Below are 15,280 nucleotides of genomic sequence, written 5' to 3'. Positions count from 1 at the left end.
CTTATCTCCCCTCCCCAGTTACATTTTCACTCGAGAAGTGCCTGAAGACCATTGAGATCAAAAAGACCACCAATGTCAGTAGTAATGCGATGGCAGAGGCATAACCCATAGTGCCAAACTGCCGGAAGGCGTATTGATAGATGATCAAGGACAGCGTCAGCGTCGCGTTGTTCGGTCCACCCGAGCCACCGGAGACAATGTAAGGTTGATCGAACAGCTGGAAAGTCGAGATCAGTCCCATCATCACGACGTAGTTCGTCACCGGTGCGATTTGTGGTACCGTGATTTTGAACCACTTCTGGAACATGTTCGCGCCGTCGATATCCGCAGCTTCGTACATCGCCATATCGATATCTTGCAAGCCCGACAGGTAAATCGTCATGAACATCGGCACAGTGGACCAGATGTTCATCACAATGATGGCACCCATCACCGAATTCTGGTCGTTCAAGAAGTTGATCGGGGCTGCCAACAGATTCAGCTTCATCAACAAGCTGTTGATCGGTCCGTTGAGGCTGAAGATAAACATGAAAATCAGCGTCAAGGCCGAACTGGATGTCAACGTTGGGATAAACAGTAGCGAGCGGAACGTTTTTTGGAACCGGATGCCGGAATTCAATACGGTTGCCAGAACTAAGGCCAACACGGTTTGAACTGGGACAACGATGGCGACATACTTCAGGGTGTTGCGTAACGCAATCATGACCCGCTCGTCGGTAATTGCATTGATAAAGTTCTTCAAACCGACGAATTGATAGCTGACATTACCGACCAGATTCACCTTATGAAACGACAGGTACAACGAATAGAAAATTGGAAATAGCGTAAACGTCAACAGTACTAATAGCATCGGCGCTACGAACGCCGCCGCCTGGGTGATGTCACGTTTTCTTTCACTTTTTCTTGCCACGGTGATTCACCTCCAAATCAAAAGCGTGTGCTTCCCTGCCATTCCAGCAAACACACGCTTCTCAAAATGCGCTACCTTAGGCGAGAACTATTCATCTTGCTTCGCAATGTCTTTGTTCGCTGAGTCAGTCGCCTGTTTCAGCGCATCAGCCAGCGTGACTTTGCCTTGGAAGGCCGATGGAATAATGTTCTCATAGCGGCTTTGGATCGTATCGAGGTTGACTCCGGCAATCCAAGGCGTCGCATAGTTGGCCGCCGCGACAAATGGTGCCATTTCTTTGTTATCCGTCAGGCCCATTGCCTTAGCAACAGACTTGCGCGATGGCAGTACGGATGCCGTGGTCGAGTATTGCTGGGATTGTTTCTTGCTGGTAACGAACTTAATGAAGCGCCATGCGTCGTCTTTTTGCTTAGAAGCCGCATTCATCGACCAACCTACGGTGAAAATCATGTTCGCTTTTTGGCCATTGATGGTTGGAAACTCGGTGGTGCCCCAGTTAAGGTCCTTGAAGTTAGTCTTCAAGCCAGAAACTTGCCAAGCACCTTCGTCACTGAACACCGTTTTTTGGCTACCGAACGCGTCCATCGCTGAGCCGAAGCCAAGTTCTTTGAAAGTACGCACGGTTTTATCTTTGGCGTCAGCATCGATCAAAGGCTGCAAAGCGCTGACAACCTTAGGATCGCTCAGATTCGCCTTGCCGCTCTTGGTGATGATCTTCGCACCGGTAGACTGCATGATGAACATCTGTCGCGCCAGTAGTGGGCTGATAGTCATCGGAGTCACCCCTGGCAGCTTGGTTTTCAGTTTCTTCAAGAATGCCAAGAATTCAGTATCGGTCTTCGGAATGTCATTGGCAGTATAGCCGGCCTTCTTCAACAGGTCGGCGTTGTAATACAGGCCCATCGTCGAATAGTCTTTCGGTAGTCCATATTGCTTGCCATCGTCACCGGTGAACGCCTTATATGTCGGGGCGTAGAAGTCGCTGGCGTCATACTTGTCTTTTTTCATGTAGCTGCTGAGCGATTCCAATACGCCTTTGGTTTGAAGCGATGGCAGTAAAGATGAATCCACATAGAACACGTCTGGCGCAGTGCCGCCCACCAAGTCGGTCATCAGCTGGGTGTTGTAATCGTTGTACACCTTCTGCTTGATCTTGATTCCTGTGTCTTTGGTGAAGTTCTTAAACAGGGTATCGCGCGCCTCTGATTCCTTCGGTGAATCCCCCTTCCAAAAACCAACCGTCAGCGTCTTGCTCCCAGTCGAGCCGCCACCATCTGATGCCCCCTTACTGCTACAGCCTGCTAACCCTAAAGCAAGCATAGCCCCTGCAGCAAGCATCAAAGTCGACCATTTGTGATTCCACTTCATACTTAATACCCTCCTTAAATCCAATGCCGTGCCTAGTTGCGCCCATCACCAACAATAAGAACAAAAGAATATCAAGATTCCAAGCAAACGCTGCCAAAAACGTTTTCGTAAAAAGCCTACAGAAAAGCGATAATGGCACCGCTTGCATGAGCAAGTGTACGCCCGCGCTTAATTTCTTGTCAACCATGACGCACGTAAATAACATATGTGCCTGACTTCGGCCACTTGAGCTAGCGCCCATCGCAGTTATTTAGTCGGTTTTATTCGTCCTTAACCGCTAATCAGGCAACCTCCAAAAACCGCAGCTTCGATTAAATAACTTCTAGCGATTAACCGCTTCGATCTCAGTACTCCCCGGACGACGGGACAAGGATCCTTCACGCCGTTGACCCTTACGGTAATAACATTATTATTATCCGTCACTGTCGGCGAGACCATGACTTTTTTCTATCTAGATCAGCGTCAAAACAAAAAAAGGCATCGATAACGGATGAACCATTATCGATGCCTATCGTAAATCTTTGATGGGTGGTCAGGGGATCGAACCCTGGACCCACGGATTAAGAGTCCGTTGCTCTGCCAGCTGAGCTAACCACCCATTGCTGCATTGCCATTCGACAACTTAAACAGTTTAGCATAGATCCCCCAGTGGCGCAATATTGTGGCGTATTTTTTTGGCAAAAATCCCCGTGGGCCGCCTTGGCGCCGAGCCGCGGCCACGCCAAAAAAGCCGAGCAGCGCGCTCGGCTTTTTTGGACCGCCACATCGGCGTTACTTCAGGTCGGCCATCTCGACGGCATCCATGTCATCGTATGTCTGGTTCTCGCCACACATCGCCCAGATGAACGCGTAGTTAGTGGTTCCGACCCCGCAGTGGATCGACCAGCTCGGGTTGATCACCGCAGATTCATTGGTCATCACCACGTGCTTGGACTGACTCGGCTCGCCCATGAAGTGGAACACGCGGGTGTCCGGCGTCGGGAACTCGATGTACAGGTACGTCTCCATGCGCCGCGCGTGCGTGTGCGCAGGCATCGTGTTCCAGGAGTTGCCGGGCTCCAGCACCGTGTAGCCCATCTGCAGTTGGCAGGTATCCATCTGCGACGCATCGATGTACTTATAGATGGTGCGCTTGTTCATGTGTGCCTGATCGCCCATCGGCTTGGCCAGCGCATTAGCGAACGGCAGCTTCTTGTCCGGGTATGTCTTGTGCGCAGGGGTCGAGACCACATAGAACTTGGCCGGGTGGGCCGGGTCTGCCGACGCGAACGTCACGTGGGCATGGCCCATCCCGACGTAGTAGCCGTCGTGTTGGACCATTTCCTGAGCCTCGCCGTCGATCGTGATCGTGCCGGTCTCACCGATGTTGATGACCCCAAGCTCACGGCGTTGCAGGAAGAAGTCCACCCCGAGCTGCTTATCGAGGGTGATCTCTAGCGGTGCATCGGTCGGGGTGACCCCACCGAAGATCATTCGGTCGTTGTAAGTGTAGGTGAGTTGGATCTCCCCCGGGGTGAAGAGCTTCTCAACGAAGAACTGGTCGCGCAGCTCATCTGTCGAGTCGTGTTCAATGTCCTTGGGACTGTGGGAATAGTTAGTGGTCATGGATAAAGTCATTATTTGCCTCCAAAAAGTTGTGCGTCTCGTGCGTCATTCGGCACGTTAACGCGTTAAGTATACCGCTTACATCTTGCCGTCGCAAGGTCACGCCGGCGTGGGCCCGTACGCCTCTAGCTGGGTCAGAGCAGGGAAGGTCGCCGAGTCCGGTGCCTTGATCAGGTGGGTCAAGCGTAACCAAGACACCGTGCGCGCCGGAAAGTCGAAGCGCTGGCATGCGGCGGTCTTGGTCGTCGCGATCGGCACCGTGCTGCCGTCTTCGAACACCACGTCCAGCGCTGTCCAGTAACTATCGTGGGGGTAATCCGCCCGCAACACCAGCCCGATCCCCGTCAGCGTGACGGGGCGACCGAAGTCGAGGGTCAGCGTCGCCGTCGGATCTTGATCGATCCCCCAGGACTGAAATGGCCAGTTGCCGTGCGAGTCGTTCGCCACGATACCGTCGATCGCGTTTTTCGCGTAGAACACCGTCTCCCCGCGCGTCTCGGCCGTGGCCTGCACATGCGGGAACGCCCCGCTGGCCTCGTGCTGGTCGTGCGTGTTCAGCGCCAGGTTCGGCGCGGCTTGCACCTCGGCCGGCGTCGCGAACCGGACCGTCGCGTAACCCAACCGGCTGCGGAACGCGCTGGCCGGATACGGCCACTCGCGCTGGTCATCCTGCGGGATCTGGTAGCGCCACGTCGGCGTCGTCAGGTAGATCAGGGCTGGTGCCAATGCGGCGTCCAGCTGCACCATCAGGAACACTGGGGTCTGCGGCACGGTGACGACGAAGGCGTCCCCGCGGGCAAACCCGTGGTGGCGCGCGAGGTCAGCCCGCGACGCCCCACTAGTCGTTGCGATCACCTCGCCGTTAGCGGCCACTTGCTGTAATTGAATCATGCGCCGCTCCTTTCTACCGGTCGACCGAGTTGCCGGCGGTCATGACCCGCCGCACTTCAGGGTCGGTCACCAAGTTCAGGTCGCCTGGGATCGTCAGCTTCAAGACGCTCGCCGCGATCGCGTAATCGATCTGCTGCTGAGGGGCTAGGCCGTTGAGCATCCCGTGCAACAGGCCGGCCGCGAAGGCATCGCCGCCCGCGACCCCTTCATACACCTGCATGTCATAGATCGGGCTGGCGTACGCCTTGCCCCCGGTGACCAGCAATGCACACCACCGACTGTCTTCGACTGAGTGGATATCGCGCAGGACGCTTGCGACCGCCTTGATATTCGGGTACTGTGCCTGCACAGCGCGCATCGCGGTCTCGAACTGCTCGCGTTGCGCGATCCCGTTTTGCATGTCCCCATCGAAGGCCTCGATTCCAAGCGTCGCCTCGAAGTCCTCATCGTTGGCGATGCAAACCGTGACATACGGCATCAGCTTGGCCATTTCGCGCTGGGCCAGCGCGGGCGACCACATCTTGCCGCGGTAGTTCGTGTCACAGATCACCGCGATCCCGTGGGCCGCACAGTAGCGGCACCCCGCCAGCAGTGCCGCGCGGATCGGCTCGGACAGCGCCGCCGTGATCCCGGAGAAATAAAAGTAGCGGACCCCGGCCAGAAGCGTCGGCCAGTCACACTCCGCCGCCGTCAGCCCCGCAAAGGCGCTGTTCGCTCGGTCGTACACGACTGAGGTCGCCCGCACGCTGGCCCCTTTTTCGAAGAAGTAGATACCCAGCCGGTCACCCCCGCGCAGCACACGTGACACGTCGACGCCGTACCGGCGCAGGGTGCCCAAAGCCGCGTCCCCCAACGGATTGCGCGGTAGCTTCGAGAAAAACGCGGCCGAGTCGCCAAGCAACGCCAGGGAGGTGGCGACGTTCGCTTCCGCCCCGCCGTAGTTGGCCGCGTAGGTATCCGCTTGGATGACGCGCTCGCGCCCATCTGGCTTCAGCCGGAGCATCATCTCGCCCATCGTTAACACATCTGTCATCGAGATCCCTCTTTTCGTCAAATGTAATCGCTCTCGGCCTTAGTCTAGCACCTTATCGAGATTTTGGAAATATCATTTCTCAAAAAGAAATTAGCGTGTTGAGTTTTTCGCCGGAATCACTTGCGGTTTAGCGCACGCAACGGCTACAATGAGAGAAATTTCCAAATCATAAACGCGATGGAGGCACTCTATGGAAACACCCGCAAAACCTTATGGCACGGTCTTGATCAAGGCCAAAGAGATCCTCGACTTCCTGCGCGATACGCCGACCGCACCGACACTCGCCGAGATCAGCCGGGGGCTTGCCGCGCCCAAGCCGACCATCCTCAAGATCCTGGGGACCATGGAGCTGCTGGGCCTGGTGCGCCGCGACGAGAACACTAAGCAGTACTTCCTAGGGACCCAGCTGATCGCCTACGCGGCCAAGGCCTTGTCGAGCTTTGACATCGCAAGCGTCGCCAAACCCTTCATCCAACACCTGCGCGACGTTACCAATGAGACCGTGAACCTCGGCATCGTCCGCGGAGAGCAGATCGTCTTGATCGACAAGGTCGAAAGTCCCACGAGCATCAAGCTCCAGTCGATCGTCGGGGGCACGATGAACCTCTACTCATCAGCGATGGGCAAAGCGGTGCTGGCGACTTACACACCCGAACACCTCGCTGCTTACCTCTCTGCGCACGCGCTCGATGCGCTCACGACGCACACGATCACGACCGCCACTGCCCTGCATGAGGACCTTGCCCGCGTCAAGGAGCTGGGCGTCTCGATCGACAATGAGGAGAACGAACCCGAGGTCTTCTGCCTCGGTGCCACCATCACGAAGGGCGATCGGCTCTACGGTGCGCTGTCGATCAGCACCCCGAAGTATCGCTTGCCCAAGGCGCGCCAGGAACAATTCGTGCAGCTGCTCCTGGAGACCCAACAGGCGATCCAGGCCGCCCTGTAAGCCGCTACCCTGCACCACCCGACCGCACCTCACGTGCGGTTTTTTTGTGCGCGCCGCAATTTTTTTCGGTGAGTGGGTTGCAATCGTTTTCGGTGACGTGTACATTTAGGGTGTTGATTGAAACGGAAATACAGTTTCTCTTTTGGAAACAACCACAAACCATAATAGGAGTCGATAAGCATGCCAGAAATTCATCAATCCGAAGAAGAGATCAAGCAGCACGAGGCCGAACTGGACAAGTTCAAGATGAGCCAGTACCAGCTGAACGGCAAGGTCGCCATCATCACCGGCGGGAACACTGGACTGGGCCAGGGCTACGCCGTCGCGATGGCCGAGGCCGGTGCCGATATCTACATCCCGACTTTCGGCACGGCCGAATGGGACAACACGCGGGCGTTGATCGAAGCGCGTGGGCGCAAAGTGGAGTTCGTCGACGTCGACCTGACCAAGCCCGGCGTGGCTGAAGAAGTCGTCGCGGATGCGATCGCGAAGATGGGTCACATCGACATCCTGGTCAACAACGCGGGCATGATCCGGCGCAACCCACTGCTCGAATCCAAGGACCGCGATTGGGATCAGGTGATCGCCATCAACCTCAGCGCCGTGTATCACATGTCCCTGGCCGCAGCCAAGGCGTTTGCCGCGCAGAAGTATGGCAAGATCATCAACATCGGATCCATGCTCTCCTTCCAAGGCGGCAAGTTCATCCCGTCTTACACGGCGTCCAAGCACGGGGTCGCTGGACTGACCAAGGCCTTCGCGTCTGAGCTCGGTGCCTACAACATCACGGTCAACGCGATCGCGCCGGGCTACATCAAGACAGAAAACACGGCGCCGATCCGCGCCGACCAGCAACGCAATGATGAGATCCTCGGTCGCATCCCGGCCGGCCACTGGGCGGATCCGCACGAACTGATGGGCGTCGCCGTGTTCCTGGCCAGCGATGCGTCTAGCTACATCAACGGGGCCATCATTCCAGTCGATGGCGGTTACCTGGTCCGTTAGGCCAAAGGAGAAAAGCATGCAAAAAGTTGCGTATCTGAACCGCATCGTTGCCGCCGGTGTCGTCGCCGTGATCCGTGCCGACACCGCAGATGAGGCCGTGCGCCTGTCTGACGCCGTGATCGCAGGCGGGGTGACGGCCATCGAGTTGACGTTCACCGTGCCCCATGCCGATCAGGCGATCGCGACGCTGAGTCAAAAATATGCGGCGGACGACCGCGTGATCATCGGGGCCGGAACGGTCCTAGACCCGATCACCGCTCGCATGGCGATCACCAGTGGCGCTGAATTCGTCGTCAGTCCGAGTTTCAACCCGGACGTCGCAACGGTCTGCAACCTGTACGCGATTCCGTACACGCCAGGCTGCGTGACGCCGACTGAGATCCAGCACGCGCTGGAGGCCGGTGTCGACCTCATCAAGCTGTTTCCGGGCAGCTTGACCGGCCCAAGCATGGTCAAGGCGATCAAAGCGCCGTTCCCTTATGTCAGCATCATGCCGACCGGCGGTGTGAGCCTGGAGAACATGGCCGATTGGTTCGAAGCCGGGGTCTCCTGCGTCGGTGCCGGCAGTAACCTGACGGCAGCGGCCAAGACCGGTGACTACGCCGGCGTCACCAAGACCGCCGCAGCGTACCACCAGAAGCTGGTCGAGATCCGCAGCGCCCACTAGACAAGAGTAGCGACCGCAGACAGACCGCCCGCCGTCATACTCGAGCACCATTATGCAATCCGATCCCCCGAGTTAGCCCTACCGGGTACCAGCCGGTAGGGTTTTTGCGTGTGGCCGCCTGGATGCAGCTGACGCCCCAACAAGGGAGACCCCGCCCCCCGCGTCTAGAAAGGGGACGTGACAAACGTCACCCCCCCTTTGGTGTCCACGACTATTCCAGCAGCGTGACGCGCCAAAACACCCCGCTGCAAATCCACAGTTCGGAGGGTTCACAGGGGGCGTTGAGGCTGTGGGCAAGCGCCGCTTGGGCCTCAGCTACGCGTCATGCCGACGCAGGATCAGAGCTTCAGGCGCCGCACTGCAGTCCCATTCGGGGTGCGGTGAACGACCACCGCCTGAGCGTGGACCGGGACGCCGTCGACGGCGTAGACCTTCTTGCCCTTAAAAAGTTCCATGTGAAACAACGCGACCGTCTCGACCACGCCGTCGCCGGCCGTGAATTGCCAGGCCGACCCCAGTTGTGCTGGGATCGGCTTGCTGAGATCTTGCAAGATCGGCACCGCCGTGACTTGCATCGCAGCCGGTGCCAGGATCGTCGTGGCGACCACGCGGTCCGTGAAGTCCTGGGTGAAGGTGGCCACCTCGTGCTGCGTCAGCGCGTTGTAGCGCGCTGACAGCGGTTCTGTGCGCAGTACACAAGACGCGGGGTTCAGCAACTGCCACTGGCGCGTCCCGGTCAGCAGCAGCCCACCGCGGGTCGTCTCCTCCGCCACCGTCAGTGTGGGCGCGAGGTGGAACCGCTGGGTGAGCGTGTGTGGGCCATCGGCACGCACCGTGTCCTCGATCACCCAGATCCCCTGATCGAGCATCACGACCTTGCGCGTCCAGACTTCCAGTGGCTGTTCGCCGATCATCGTCCCTTCGAGGTAATGTGTCCCTGCCTTGTGCGCGGCATATGTCTTGAGCGGATCCCCGTAACTGGCGTACTCCCAGCTACCGACCGGGGCACAGTATGTGTGGTCGTCGACGATCACGCCGTTGTGCGCTGCCATCCCCTTCAGCAACGGCCGCAGTGGGTGATCCTCACGGTAGGTATAACGCCCCGAATCGACCAACAGTGCCTCACCGTCACCGTAGACGGACACGTGCAGGTTATCCGCGTGCCCGTGTCCGCTGCCCAGCGGGCCGTTGTTGAAAAACATAAAGTTGGCCGTCGCTTGCCAATCGCTACGCACCGCGAAGTTACCGGAGTCCGTCCCGTCGAACACACACGTCTCCGGCCGGCGCGGGGTCAGCGCCGCGTAGGCCGCCGCCACCCCGCTCCCGAAGGCGTACAGCGTCTCAGCGTCGGGCGCCGGCATCCCCGAGTAGCGCAGCGTGGCATCGTCAAACAGCAGGCTGGCCCGCGTGAAGACGTCCCCCGCCGCGATCCGGTCCGTGTCGCCGAACGGCTCTAGCTCGCCGCTCGGGGTCAGCGTCAGCTGAAGCGCCGTCGCCATCCGGTGGGCCGCCGGCGCGATGCGTGGGTCAAGCGCGAAGCCGCATTCGCGCTGACGGGCGAGGACACGCATCAGGTTGTTCAGCACCTCGACGTGGTACATCAACGACTGCTCCCATTGCATGCCGTCGTCCAGCACCTGCAGGTCGACCTGCTCGCACAACTCGGTCTGGGCCCAGCGGAACAGCGCTGTGTCGGCGTAATCAGCCTGCAACAGCGGGAGGGTCACGAGCAACCCACACGTCTGAATGCTCCCCCAGTTTGAGGTCTTATACTTGGGGATATAGTGTGTCTGCAGGTACGCCGCCTGAGCCAAGGCGCTGGCCGTAATCGTCTGCAGAGACTGGTCATCGATCGCATCAGCCGCAACGAGGACGGTCAGCGCGTCGACCCAGTTGATCAGGCGGATACCGGTATCCAGGGTGCGTGTCGAATTGCGAGGCTGCAACGTCTGGTGCTGCGCCACCCAGGTCTGCATCGCCGCCAGGCCCGCCTGATAGTAGTGCTGCTGACCAGACAACTGGCCCGCTAGCATCAGCGTGCTCAGCCAGTCCATCCGGTTGAGCATGAAGCACCACTCCGGATCGTCATTGAAGACCGCCTCGTAGTCGAGGGGGTCGAGCCGATACGGTGTCGGGCAGCGCTCCATATCCCAGGGTTTATCAAAGGCAAAAACATGGTCGACCAACTGGTCCGCCTCGGCCAGAAGCTGCGCCTTGGCCGCAGGCGTGATCAACGCCGGCAGCTGATCGTAGGCGAGGTAGCGGGCGTGGGTCGCCAATCGGCGCTTCAATTCATTCAGATCAGACATAGAACTCCTCCGTTTCGGTTGATACAGGGCAGCGCACAAAGGGCCCGACGCAGTGCGCCAGGCCCTTTTTTTGCGGGTAAACTTATGCCCCGAGAATGTGCAAGGCAGACAGGACGATCCCGACCACAACGGTCAGAATGACCAGCTTGTAAGTGGTCCAGTGACGCTTCTTGATCAGGTAGTACATCAGCAGGGTGTAGAGCACGGGCAGCAGCGCCGGTGCGACCTTGTCGAGCATGGCCTGAATGTCGACGGTCGACGTCGTGGCCCCCTTCGCCGCCTTAGCACTGGACGCATAGGTCAAGGTGACCTTCATCTTGACGAACGTCGCGGCTAGGCCTGCGATAACGGTCACACCGACCATGCTGGCGGCATCGGAGATCAGGCTCATCTTGGAGCTGAGCTTCTCGATCATCGACGTGCCAAGCTTGTGGCCGTATGCCCCCATCGCGAACTTGATGGAGATCAGCGTCGCATTGATCGCCAGCAAGAAGAACACTGGGGCCATCGCCACGTTGTTCATCGCCAGTGAAGCGAAGATCGTGGAGAAAAGTGGCGCCAAGCAGAACTGGGACAGCGAATCACCGATCCCAGCCAGCGGGCCCATCAGTGCCATCTTGATCCCGCGGATCTCCGAGTACTCCATGCCGCTATCAGCCATCGCCAAGTGAATCGAGCTGATGAACGGGATCAGGTTCGGGTTCGTGTTGTAGAACTCGGTGTTTTCACTGAGGTTCTCGGCCAACTTCTTCTTGTCGTGCCCATACAGCTTCTTGAACGCCGGGTACATCAGCAACGCATACCCAAGCCCTTGATAGTTACTGTAGTTGAACCCGTTTTGCAAGAAGTAGGAGCGCAGGGTCGTCTTGCGGTAATCGCTGTTCGTTAATTTCTTAGATCCAGTCATCTCGAGAGCCCTCCTCATCCTTTGTCGACGCTGTCGCAGCCGTTGCTGGAGCAGCTTCTTCCTTGCCGTCAACGTCAAAGTAGTGCTTCAAGGCGAAGACCAGCCCGATGATCGCGATCCCGATGACCGGCAGCTGCAGGAACGCAGCCAACGCATACCCCAGCAGGGCGAACGGGATGAATTCCTTCTTCAGCATCACGCTCATGATCATGGCGAACCCGATGGCAGGCAGCATGCCCCCTGCAACGCTCAGGCCGGTCAGCAGCCAGTCTGGGATCATCCCGACCAGCGACTTCAGCGTGGTCATGCTGAACGCACCGAGGAAGCCGAGCAGGAACCCGACGGTCGCAAACAGGTAAACGGTTGCATTAGAGAAGAAGCGAAACTTGCCGAACTTCTGCGCCTTCAAGGCGTTGTTGGCCGCTTCAGGCAGGCCAGCACCCAGGGTGTAGACGAAGGTCTGCAGGAACTGGATCGCGATCGCGAACGGGATGGACAGCGCCAGCGCGCTCTGCGGGGTGACCCCGTGCATCGTGATCGCCATCAGCGTCCCGATGATCCCAGGGCCGATCGGGTTAGGTGGCACCGTCCCACCAGCACCCACACCGAAGCCCATGAATGCGAGTTCAGAAACCGCCCCAACGGCCAAGGCCGTCGGGATGTCGTGCAAGATCACACCGACCCCGAAGCTCAGCACCAACGCGCGGTTGGTGTAGATGCCCCAGAGCATCCCGGTGTAACAGAATGCTGTCCAAAGCCCGATCAGTAGGGCTTGTATGATTGTGATTTGCATCTTGGATTACCCTCCTTAGTTCAAATAATCTTCAATATTGACCTGCGTGTTGCCGTCGTTGCCAGACGGCGTCGTCTGATTGTTGAAGGCGATGTGGTATGTTTGGATCATCGCCTTGAAGGCGTCCTTGTCGGCCTGTCCGAGGAAGATCGACCGGGTCACCTTTTCTTTGCCAGGTGCGTTGTGGATGTTCCCGATGTTGATCTCCTTCACCGGGACCCCGCCTGCAACAAGCTTCAGGGCGTCGGCCGGGTTCTTGACGAGCAAGAAGATCTTTTGCGCCGGATTGGCTTTATGAATAATGTCAATTACCTTCTGGACTGAGTAGAAGCGCATCGCCACACTAGACGGGATCACCGTCTTCATCAGTGTCTGCGCGACCTTATCCTCTGAAGCTTCGTCATTGGCGACAATCACCGTGTTCACCCCAAGGACCTTGATCCACATCTGGCCTTGCCCGTGGACTAACCGTTCATCGATCCGTGTCATCACAATATTAGGTTCTGTCATTGCTGTTCCTCCGTTTGATTGGCTTACCAGTACATCTGCCAGTGCTTCTTGTAGCGGATCAGTGCCTCTAGGTAGAAGTAATCGCCCCAGAGGTTCCCCTCGTCGACCCCGCGTCCGGAATGCCACGAGTACACGCCATGGTTCAAAAGCGCGGTGATCCCTGAAGTCGTCTCCGCCGTGTAGCCATCGATCAGGCTGCGTAGCATCGCACTGGCCGCGTGCTCGTAAGCCGGCCGCAGCGGATCACCTTCTGGCAAGAATTGCTGCATCTGATTCATCCCGCACACCGCGATCGCGGTAGCCGAGGAATCCTTCGCCTGCAGAGACCCATCGCCGAAAATCAAATCCCAATATGAAACCAGATCCTGCGGCAAGCGATTCAAGAAGTAGTTCGTCACTGCCTCGTAGGTCGAGATGTCCGCCGTGTCCTGTAACCGGGTATAGTTCAACGCGATCCCGTAGATCAACCAGGCTTGGCCGCGCGCCCAGCTCGAATCATCCGAGTAGCCCTGCCGCGTCTTACCGCCAACTGGGGCCCCAGTCGCCGGATCGAAGTAGAAGGTGTGGAAGGCCGAGGCGTCGTCGCGGATCGCGTAGCGCAGGGTGGTCGCGTAGTGCTTCGTCGCGACCTCCCGGTACTTCGCCACGCCAGTCTCGTCACTGGCCCAGAACAGCAGCGGAATGTTCAACATCGCATCCACGATCAACCGGTAGTTCTCGGCTGACCCCTTCGGCCCCCAGGCTTGAATGAATTCACCCTTAGGGTTATAGCGCGTCATCAGCTTATCCGCGGCTTTCAGTGCCGCTGAGCGAGCCAGTTCATTACCGGTCAACTTGTAGGCCGCCACGCAAGACGGCGTGTACAAGAATCCGAGGTCGTGGTGATCCACATCGATCTCTTGGTCGATCCGGTCCGCAAAGCTGACCACGTGCTTCTCCGCCAGCCGGCGGAACCGCTCATCACCGGTCGCCTCATAGCACAACCAGAGGATCCCCGTCCAAAACCCGGTGGTCCACTCCACATTCTTCGAGGTACTGTAGCTACCGTCGTGTGTAGCGGACGTCGGGAATGTTTCACCGAGTTTCACAATATTGTGTTCAACTTTCGCCACAACTGTGCCAATCGCCGCGTCGATCTCGCCTGGTGTCAACACCGGCTGATCGATGAAGCGCTTGGGTTCGGCCAACGGCTCCATTTTGATCTGACTCATAGACTTCCTCCAACTTATCGCGTTACTCAATATAGGGTTAACGTGTTATCTGATTTCAAGGTTCATCATACACGCCGATCCTGGCATTGTAAACGCTTTTTCTAAGATTCGTTAAATTAATCACACTTACCCCTAAACCGCGCGTCAGGCCGAATATTATCCCCACTGACCAGTGCTTTTATATAGCGTTTTCATTGAAACTGCGGTATGCTTATGACGCCGATTAGGTTGTGGGGTTAACCCTAATTTAAAGATCAGACTGGAGAAATCAACATGCTACCAAAATACCAAGTCATTAAAACGGATATCCTCAAGGCGATCGAGACCGGAGACTACAAACCGGGTGATCGCATCTATTCGGAAGGGGAACTGCGGGCCAAGTACGGGGTCAGCAACACCACGGCCGTGCGGGCCCTCAACGAGTTGGTCAATGATGGCTACCTGGTGCGGCGCCAAGGCGAAGGGACCTTCGTCCGCCGCAACCTCAACCACCAAAAAGCCTGGTTCTCCGAGTTCTCACCGGTGGTGCTCAGCGCCTCTGGCCAGCGCCTGAAGGTCAACGAGCACGCGGTCACGACGATCGATCCCACCGTCTTTGACCCGACGATCTCCGCCCTGCTCGGCGACCCCCTGCAGAGCCAAGGCCTGACGCGTATCCACCAAGTCGCCTACGCCAACGACATCCCCTGGAAATTCCAAGATCGTTACATCCTCAGCACCTACCTAGACGCACACGCCCGGGAACGCCTGGCCTCTGGCGGGAGCCTGTCTCGCGAGATGCGCCTGGACCGTAACATGGCCGATTATCCGACGCGAACGGTGATCAACATCCAGACCATCGCGCAGGCACCGAGCCTTGAAGCCGAGATCACGGCGCTGGATGCCACCGCGTACTACCAGGAGACGCCGTCGACGTTCCGCATCACCAAGACGTTTTACGGCCCCGATCACCAGGCGCTCGCCTACCTCGTCTCGTACGATCACCCTGATTATTACTACCTCGAAGTGATGACGGACTAATTAACACGTTAACGTTTGATTAGAATTAAGTCACGGTTTGGGCAACCGCCCCAGCCTGACCAAATTACCTAGCGTCGCCGCCATCCAGCGGCCGCGCTCAGT

The 15,280-nt window shown here is 57.8% G+C and carries 14 protein-coding genes and 1 tRNA gene; 4 read left to right on the top strand and 11 right to left on the bottom strand.

The features are described 5' to 3' along the window. Position 1: 1 nt before the first annotated feature. The 6 genes from HII33_RS00530 to HII33_RS00505 all read right to left on the bottom strand — a co-directional run bounded on the left by HII33_RS00530 (position 2) and on the right by HII33_RS00505 (position 5,807). Positions 2–910 carry a carbohydrate ABC transporter permease gene (locus HII33_RS00530; RefSeq protein WP_343036816.1) on the bottom strand — a complete coding sequence of 303 codons (909 nt, stop codon included), beginning with the start codon at positions 908–910 and terminating at the stop codon, positions 2–4. Positions 911–997: 87 nt separating this feature from the next. Continuing rightward, entirely contained in the window at positions 998–2,278 is a 1,281-nt protein-coding gene (locus HII33_RS00525) for an ABC transporter substrate-binding protein (RefSeq protein WP_179393845.1), read from the bottom strand. A gap of 525 nt (positions 2,279–2,803) precedes the next feature. Then, positions 2,804–2,876 (bottom strand) — tRNA-Lys (locus HII33_RS00520). A 173-nt stretch (positions 2,877–3,049) separates the two neighbouring features. Continuing rightward, a complete protein-coding gene (gene kduI / locus HII33_RS00515; RefSeq protein ID WP_179393844.1) occupies positions 3,050–3,895 on the bottom strand; it encodes a 5-dehydro-4-deoxy-D-glucuronate isomerase in 846 nt (281 codons plus the stop codon). Between the two features lie 87 nt (positions 3,896–3,982). Then, positions 3,983–4,774: a hypothetical protein gene (locus HII33_RS00510; RefSeq protein ID WP_179393843.1), complete on the bottom strand. Its 792-nt coding sequence runs from the start codon at positions 4,772–4,774 to the stop codon at positions 3,983–3,985. A gap of 13 nt (positions 4,775–4,787) precedes the next feature. Beyond that, complete coding sequence (locus tag HII33_RS00505) at positions 4,788–5,807, bottom strand: sugar kinase (RefSeq protein ID WP_179393842.1); 1,020 nt, start codon at positions 5,805–5,807, stop codon at positions 4,788–4,790. A 190-nt stretch (positions 5,808–5,997) separates the two neighbouring features. On the opposite strand from HII33_RS00505, the gene HII33_RS00500 reads away from it, so the two are divergent. The 3 genes from HII33_RS00500 (at position 5,998) to HII33_RS00490 (ending at position 8,428) form a co-directional block, all read left to right on the top strand. Continuing rightward, a complete protein-coding gene (locus HII33_RS00500; protein ID WP_179393841.1) occupies positions 5,998–6,756 on the top strand; it encodes an IclR family transcriptional regulator in 759 nt (252 codons plus the stop codon). Positions 6,757–6,936: 180 nt separating this feature from the next. After that, a complete protein-coding gene (kduD, locus tag HII33_RS00495) occupies positions 6,937–7,761 on the top strand; it encodes a 2-dehydro-3-deoxy-D-gluconate 5-dehydrogenase KduD (protein ID WP_179393840.1) in 825 nt (274 codons plus the stop codon). Between the two features lie 16 nt (positions 7,762–7,777). Then, the gene (locus HII33_RS00490; RefSeq protein WP_179393839.1) at positions 7,778–8,428 is read left to right on the top strand and encodes a bifunctional 2-keto-4-hydroxyglutarate aldolase/2-keto-3-deoxy-6-phosphogluconate aldolase; all 651 of its coding nucleotides are present in this window, start codon (positions 7,778–7,780) and stop codon (positions 8,426–8,428) included. Between the two features lie 338 nt (positions 8,429–8,766). On the opposite strand, the gene HII33_RS00485 is transcribed toward HII33_RS00490, so the two are convergent. The 5 genes from HII33_RS00485 to HII33_RS00465 form a co-directional block, all read right to left on the bottom strand. Continuing rightward, the gene (locus HII33_RS00485) at positions 8,767–10,737 is read right to left on the bottom strand and encodes an alginate lyase family protein (protein ID WP_179393838.1); all 1,971 of its coding nucleotides are present in this window, start codon (positions 10,735–10,737) and stop codon (positions 8,767–8,769) included. A gap of 82 nt (positions 10,738–10,819) precedes the next feature. Further along, complete coding sequence (locus HII33_RS00480) at positions 10,820–11,644, bottom strand: PTS system mannose/fructose/sorbose family transporter subunit IID (RefSeq protein ID WP_179393837.1); 825 nt, start codon at positions 11,642–11,644, stop codon at positions 10,820–10,822. Continuing rightward, positions 11,631–12,437, bottom strand: a complete 807-nt coding sequence (locus HII33_RS00475) for a PTS mannose/fructose/sorbose/N-acetylgalactosamine transporter subunit IIC (protein ID WP_179393836.1) — start codon at positions 12,435–12,437, stop codon at positions 11,631–11,633. The genes HII33_RS00480 and HII33_RS00475 overlap by 14 nt, the downstream gene beginning before the upstream one ends. Positions 12,438–12,452: 15 nt before the next feature. Further along, positions 12,453–12,947 (bottom strand): PTS sugar transporter subunit IIB, encoded by a 495-nt coding sequence (locus HII33_RS00470; RefSeq protein ID WP_179393835.1) that lies wholly within the window; start codon positions 12,945–12,947, stop codon positions 12,453–12,455. Positions 12,948–12,970: 23 nt separating this feature from the next. Then, positions 12,971–14,158 (bottom strand): glycoside hydrolase family 88 protein, encoded by a 1,188-nt coding sequence (locus HII33_RS00465; protein ID WP_179393834.1) that lies wholly within the window; start codon positions 14,156–14,158, stop codon positions 12,971–12,973. A gap of 273 nt (positions 14,159–14,431) precedes the next feature. Between HII33_RS00465 and HII33_RS00460 the strand changes: the two genes are divergently transcribed. After that, positions 14,432–15,178, top strand: coding sequence for a GntR family transcriptional regulator (locus HII33_RS00460; RefSeq protein WP_179393833.1), 747 nt, complete (start codon positions 14,432–14,434; stop codon positions 15,176–15,178). The last annotated feature ends 102 nt before the right edge of the window (positions 15,179–15,280 follow it).

The organism is Lacticaseibacillus absianus (assembly GCF_013407595.1).
In the GTDB taxonomy this organism is placed as follows: Bacteria; Bacillota; Bacilli; order Lactobacillales; family Lactobacillaceae; genus Lacticaseibacillus; species Lacticaseibacillus absianus.
This window is presented reverse-complemented; position numbering and strand designations above follow the sequence as displayed.

Coding starts and splice junctions, on each gene's coding strand:
- HII33_RS00525 (WP_179393845.1), bottom strand. CDS start 2,278: ATGAAGTGGAATCACAAATGGTCGACTTTGATGCTTGCTGCAGGGGCT.
- kduI (WP_179393844.1), bottom strand. CDS start 3,895: ATGACTTTATCCATGACCACTAACTATTCCCACAGTCCCAAGGACATT.
- HII33_RS00510 (WP_179393843.1), bottom strand. CDS start 4,774: ATGATTCAATTACAGCAAGTGGCCGCTAACGGCGAGGTGATCGCAACG.
- HII33_RS00505 (WP_179393842.1), bottom strand. CDS start 5,807: ATGACAGATGTGTTAACGATGGGCGAGATGATGCTCCGGCTGAAGCCA.
- HII33_RS00500 (WP_179393841.1), top strand. CDS start 5,998: ATGGAAACACCCGCAAAACCTTATGGCACGGTCTTGATCAAGGCCAAA.
- kduD (WP_179393840.1), top strand. CDS start 6,937: ATGCCAGAAATTCATCAATCCGAAGAAGAGATCAAGCAGCACGAGGCC.
- HII33_RS00490 (WP_179393839.1), top strand. CDS start 7,778: ATGCAAAAAGTTGCGTATCTGAACCGCATCGTTGCCGCCGGTGTCGTC.
- HII33_RS00485 (WP_179393838.1), bottom strand. CDS start 10,737: ATGTCTGATCTGAATGAATTGAAGCGCCGATTGGCGACCCACGCCCGC.
- HII33_RS00480 (WP_179393837.1), bottom strand. CDS start 11,644: ATGACTGGATCTAAGAAATTAACGAACAGCGATTACCGCAAGACGACC.
- HII33_RS00475 (WP_179393836.1), bottom strand. CDS start 12,437: ATGCAAATCACAATCATACAAGCCCTACTGATCGGGCTTTGGACAGCA.
- HII33_RS00470 (WP_179393835.1), bottom strand. CDS start 12,947: ATGACAGAACCTAATATTGTGATGACACGGATCGATGAACGGTTAGTC.
- HII33_RS00465 (WP_179393834.1), bottom strand. CDS start 14,158: ATGAGTCAGATCAAAATGGAGCCGTTGGCCGAACCCAAGCGCTTCATC.
- HII33_RS00460 (WP_179393833.1), top strand. CDS start 14,432: ATGCTACCAAAATACCAAGTCATTAAAACGGATATCCTCAAGGCGATC.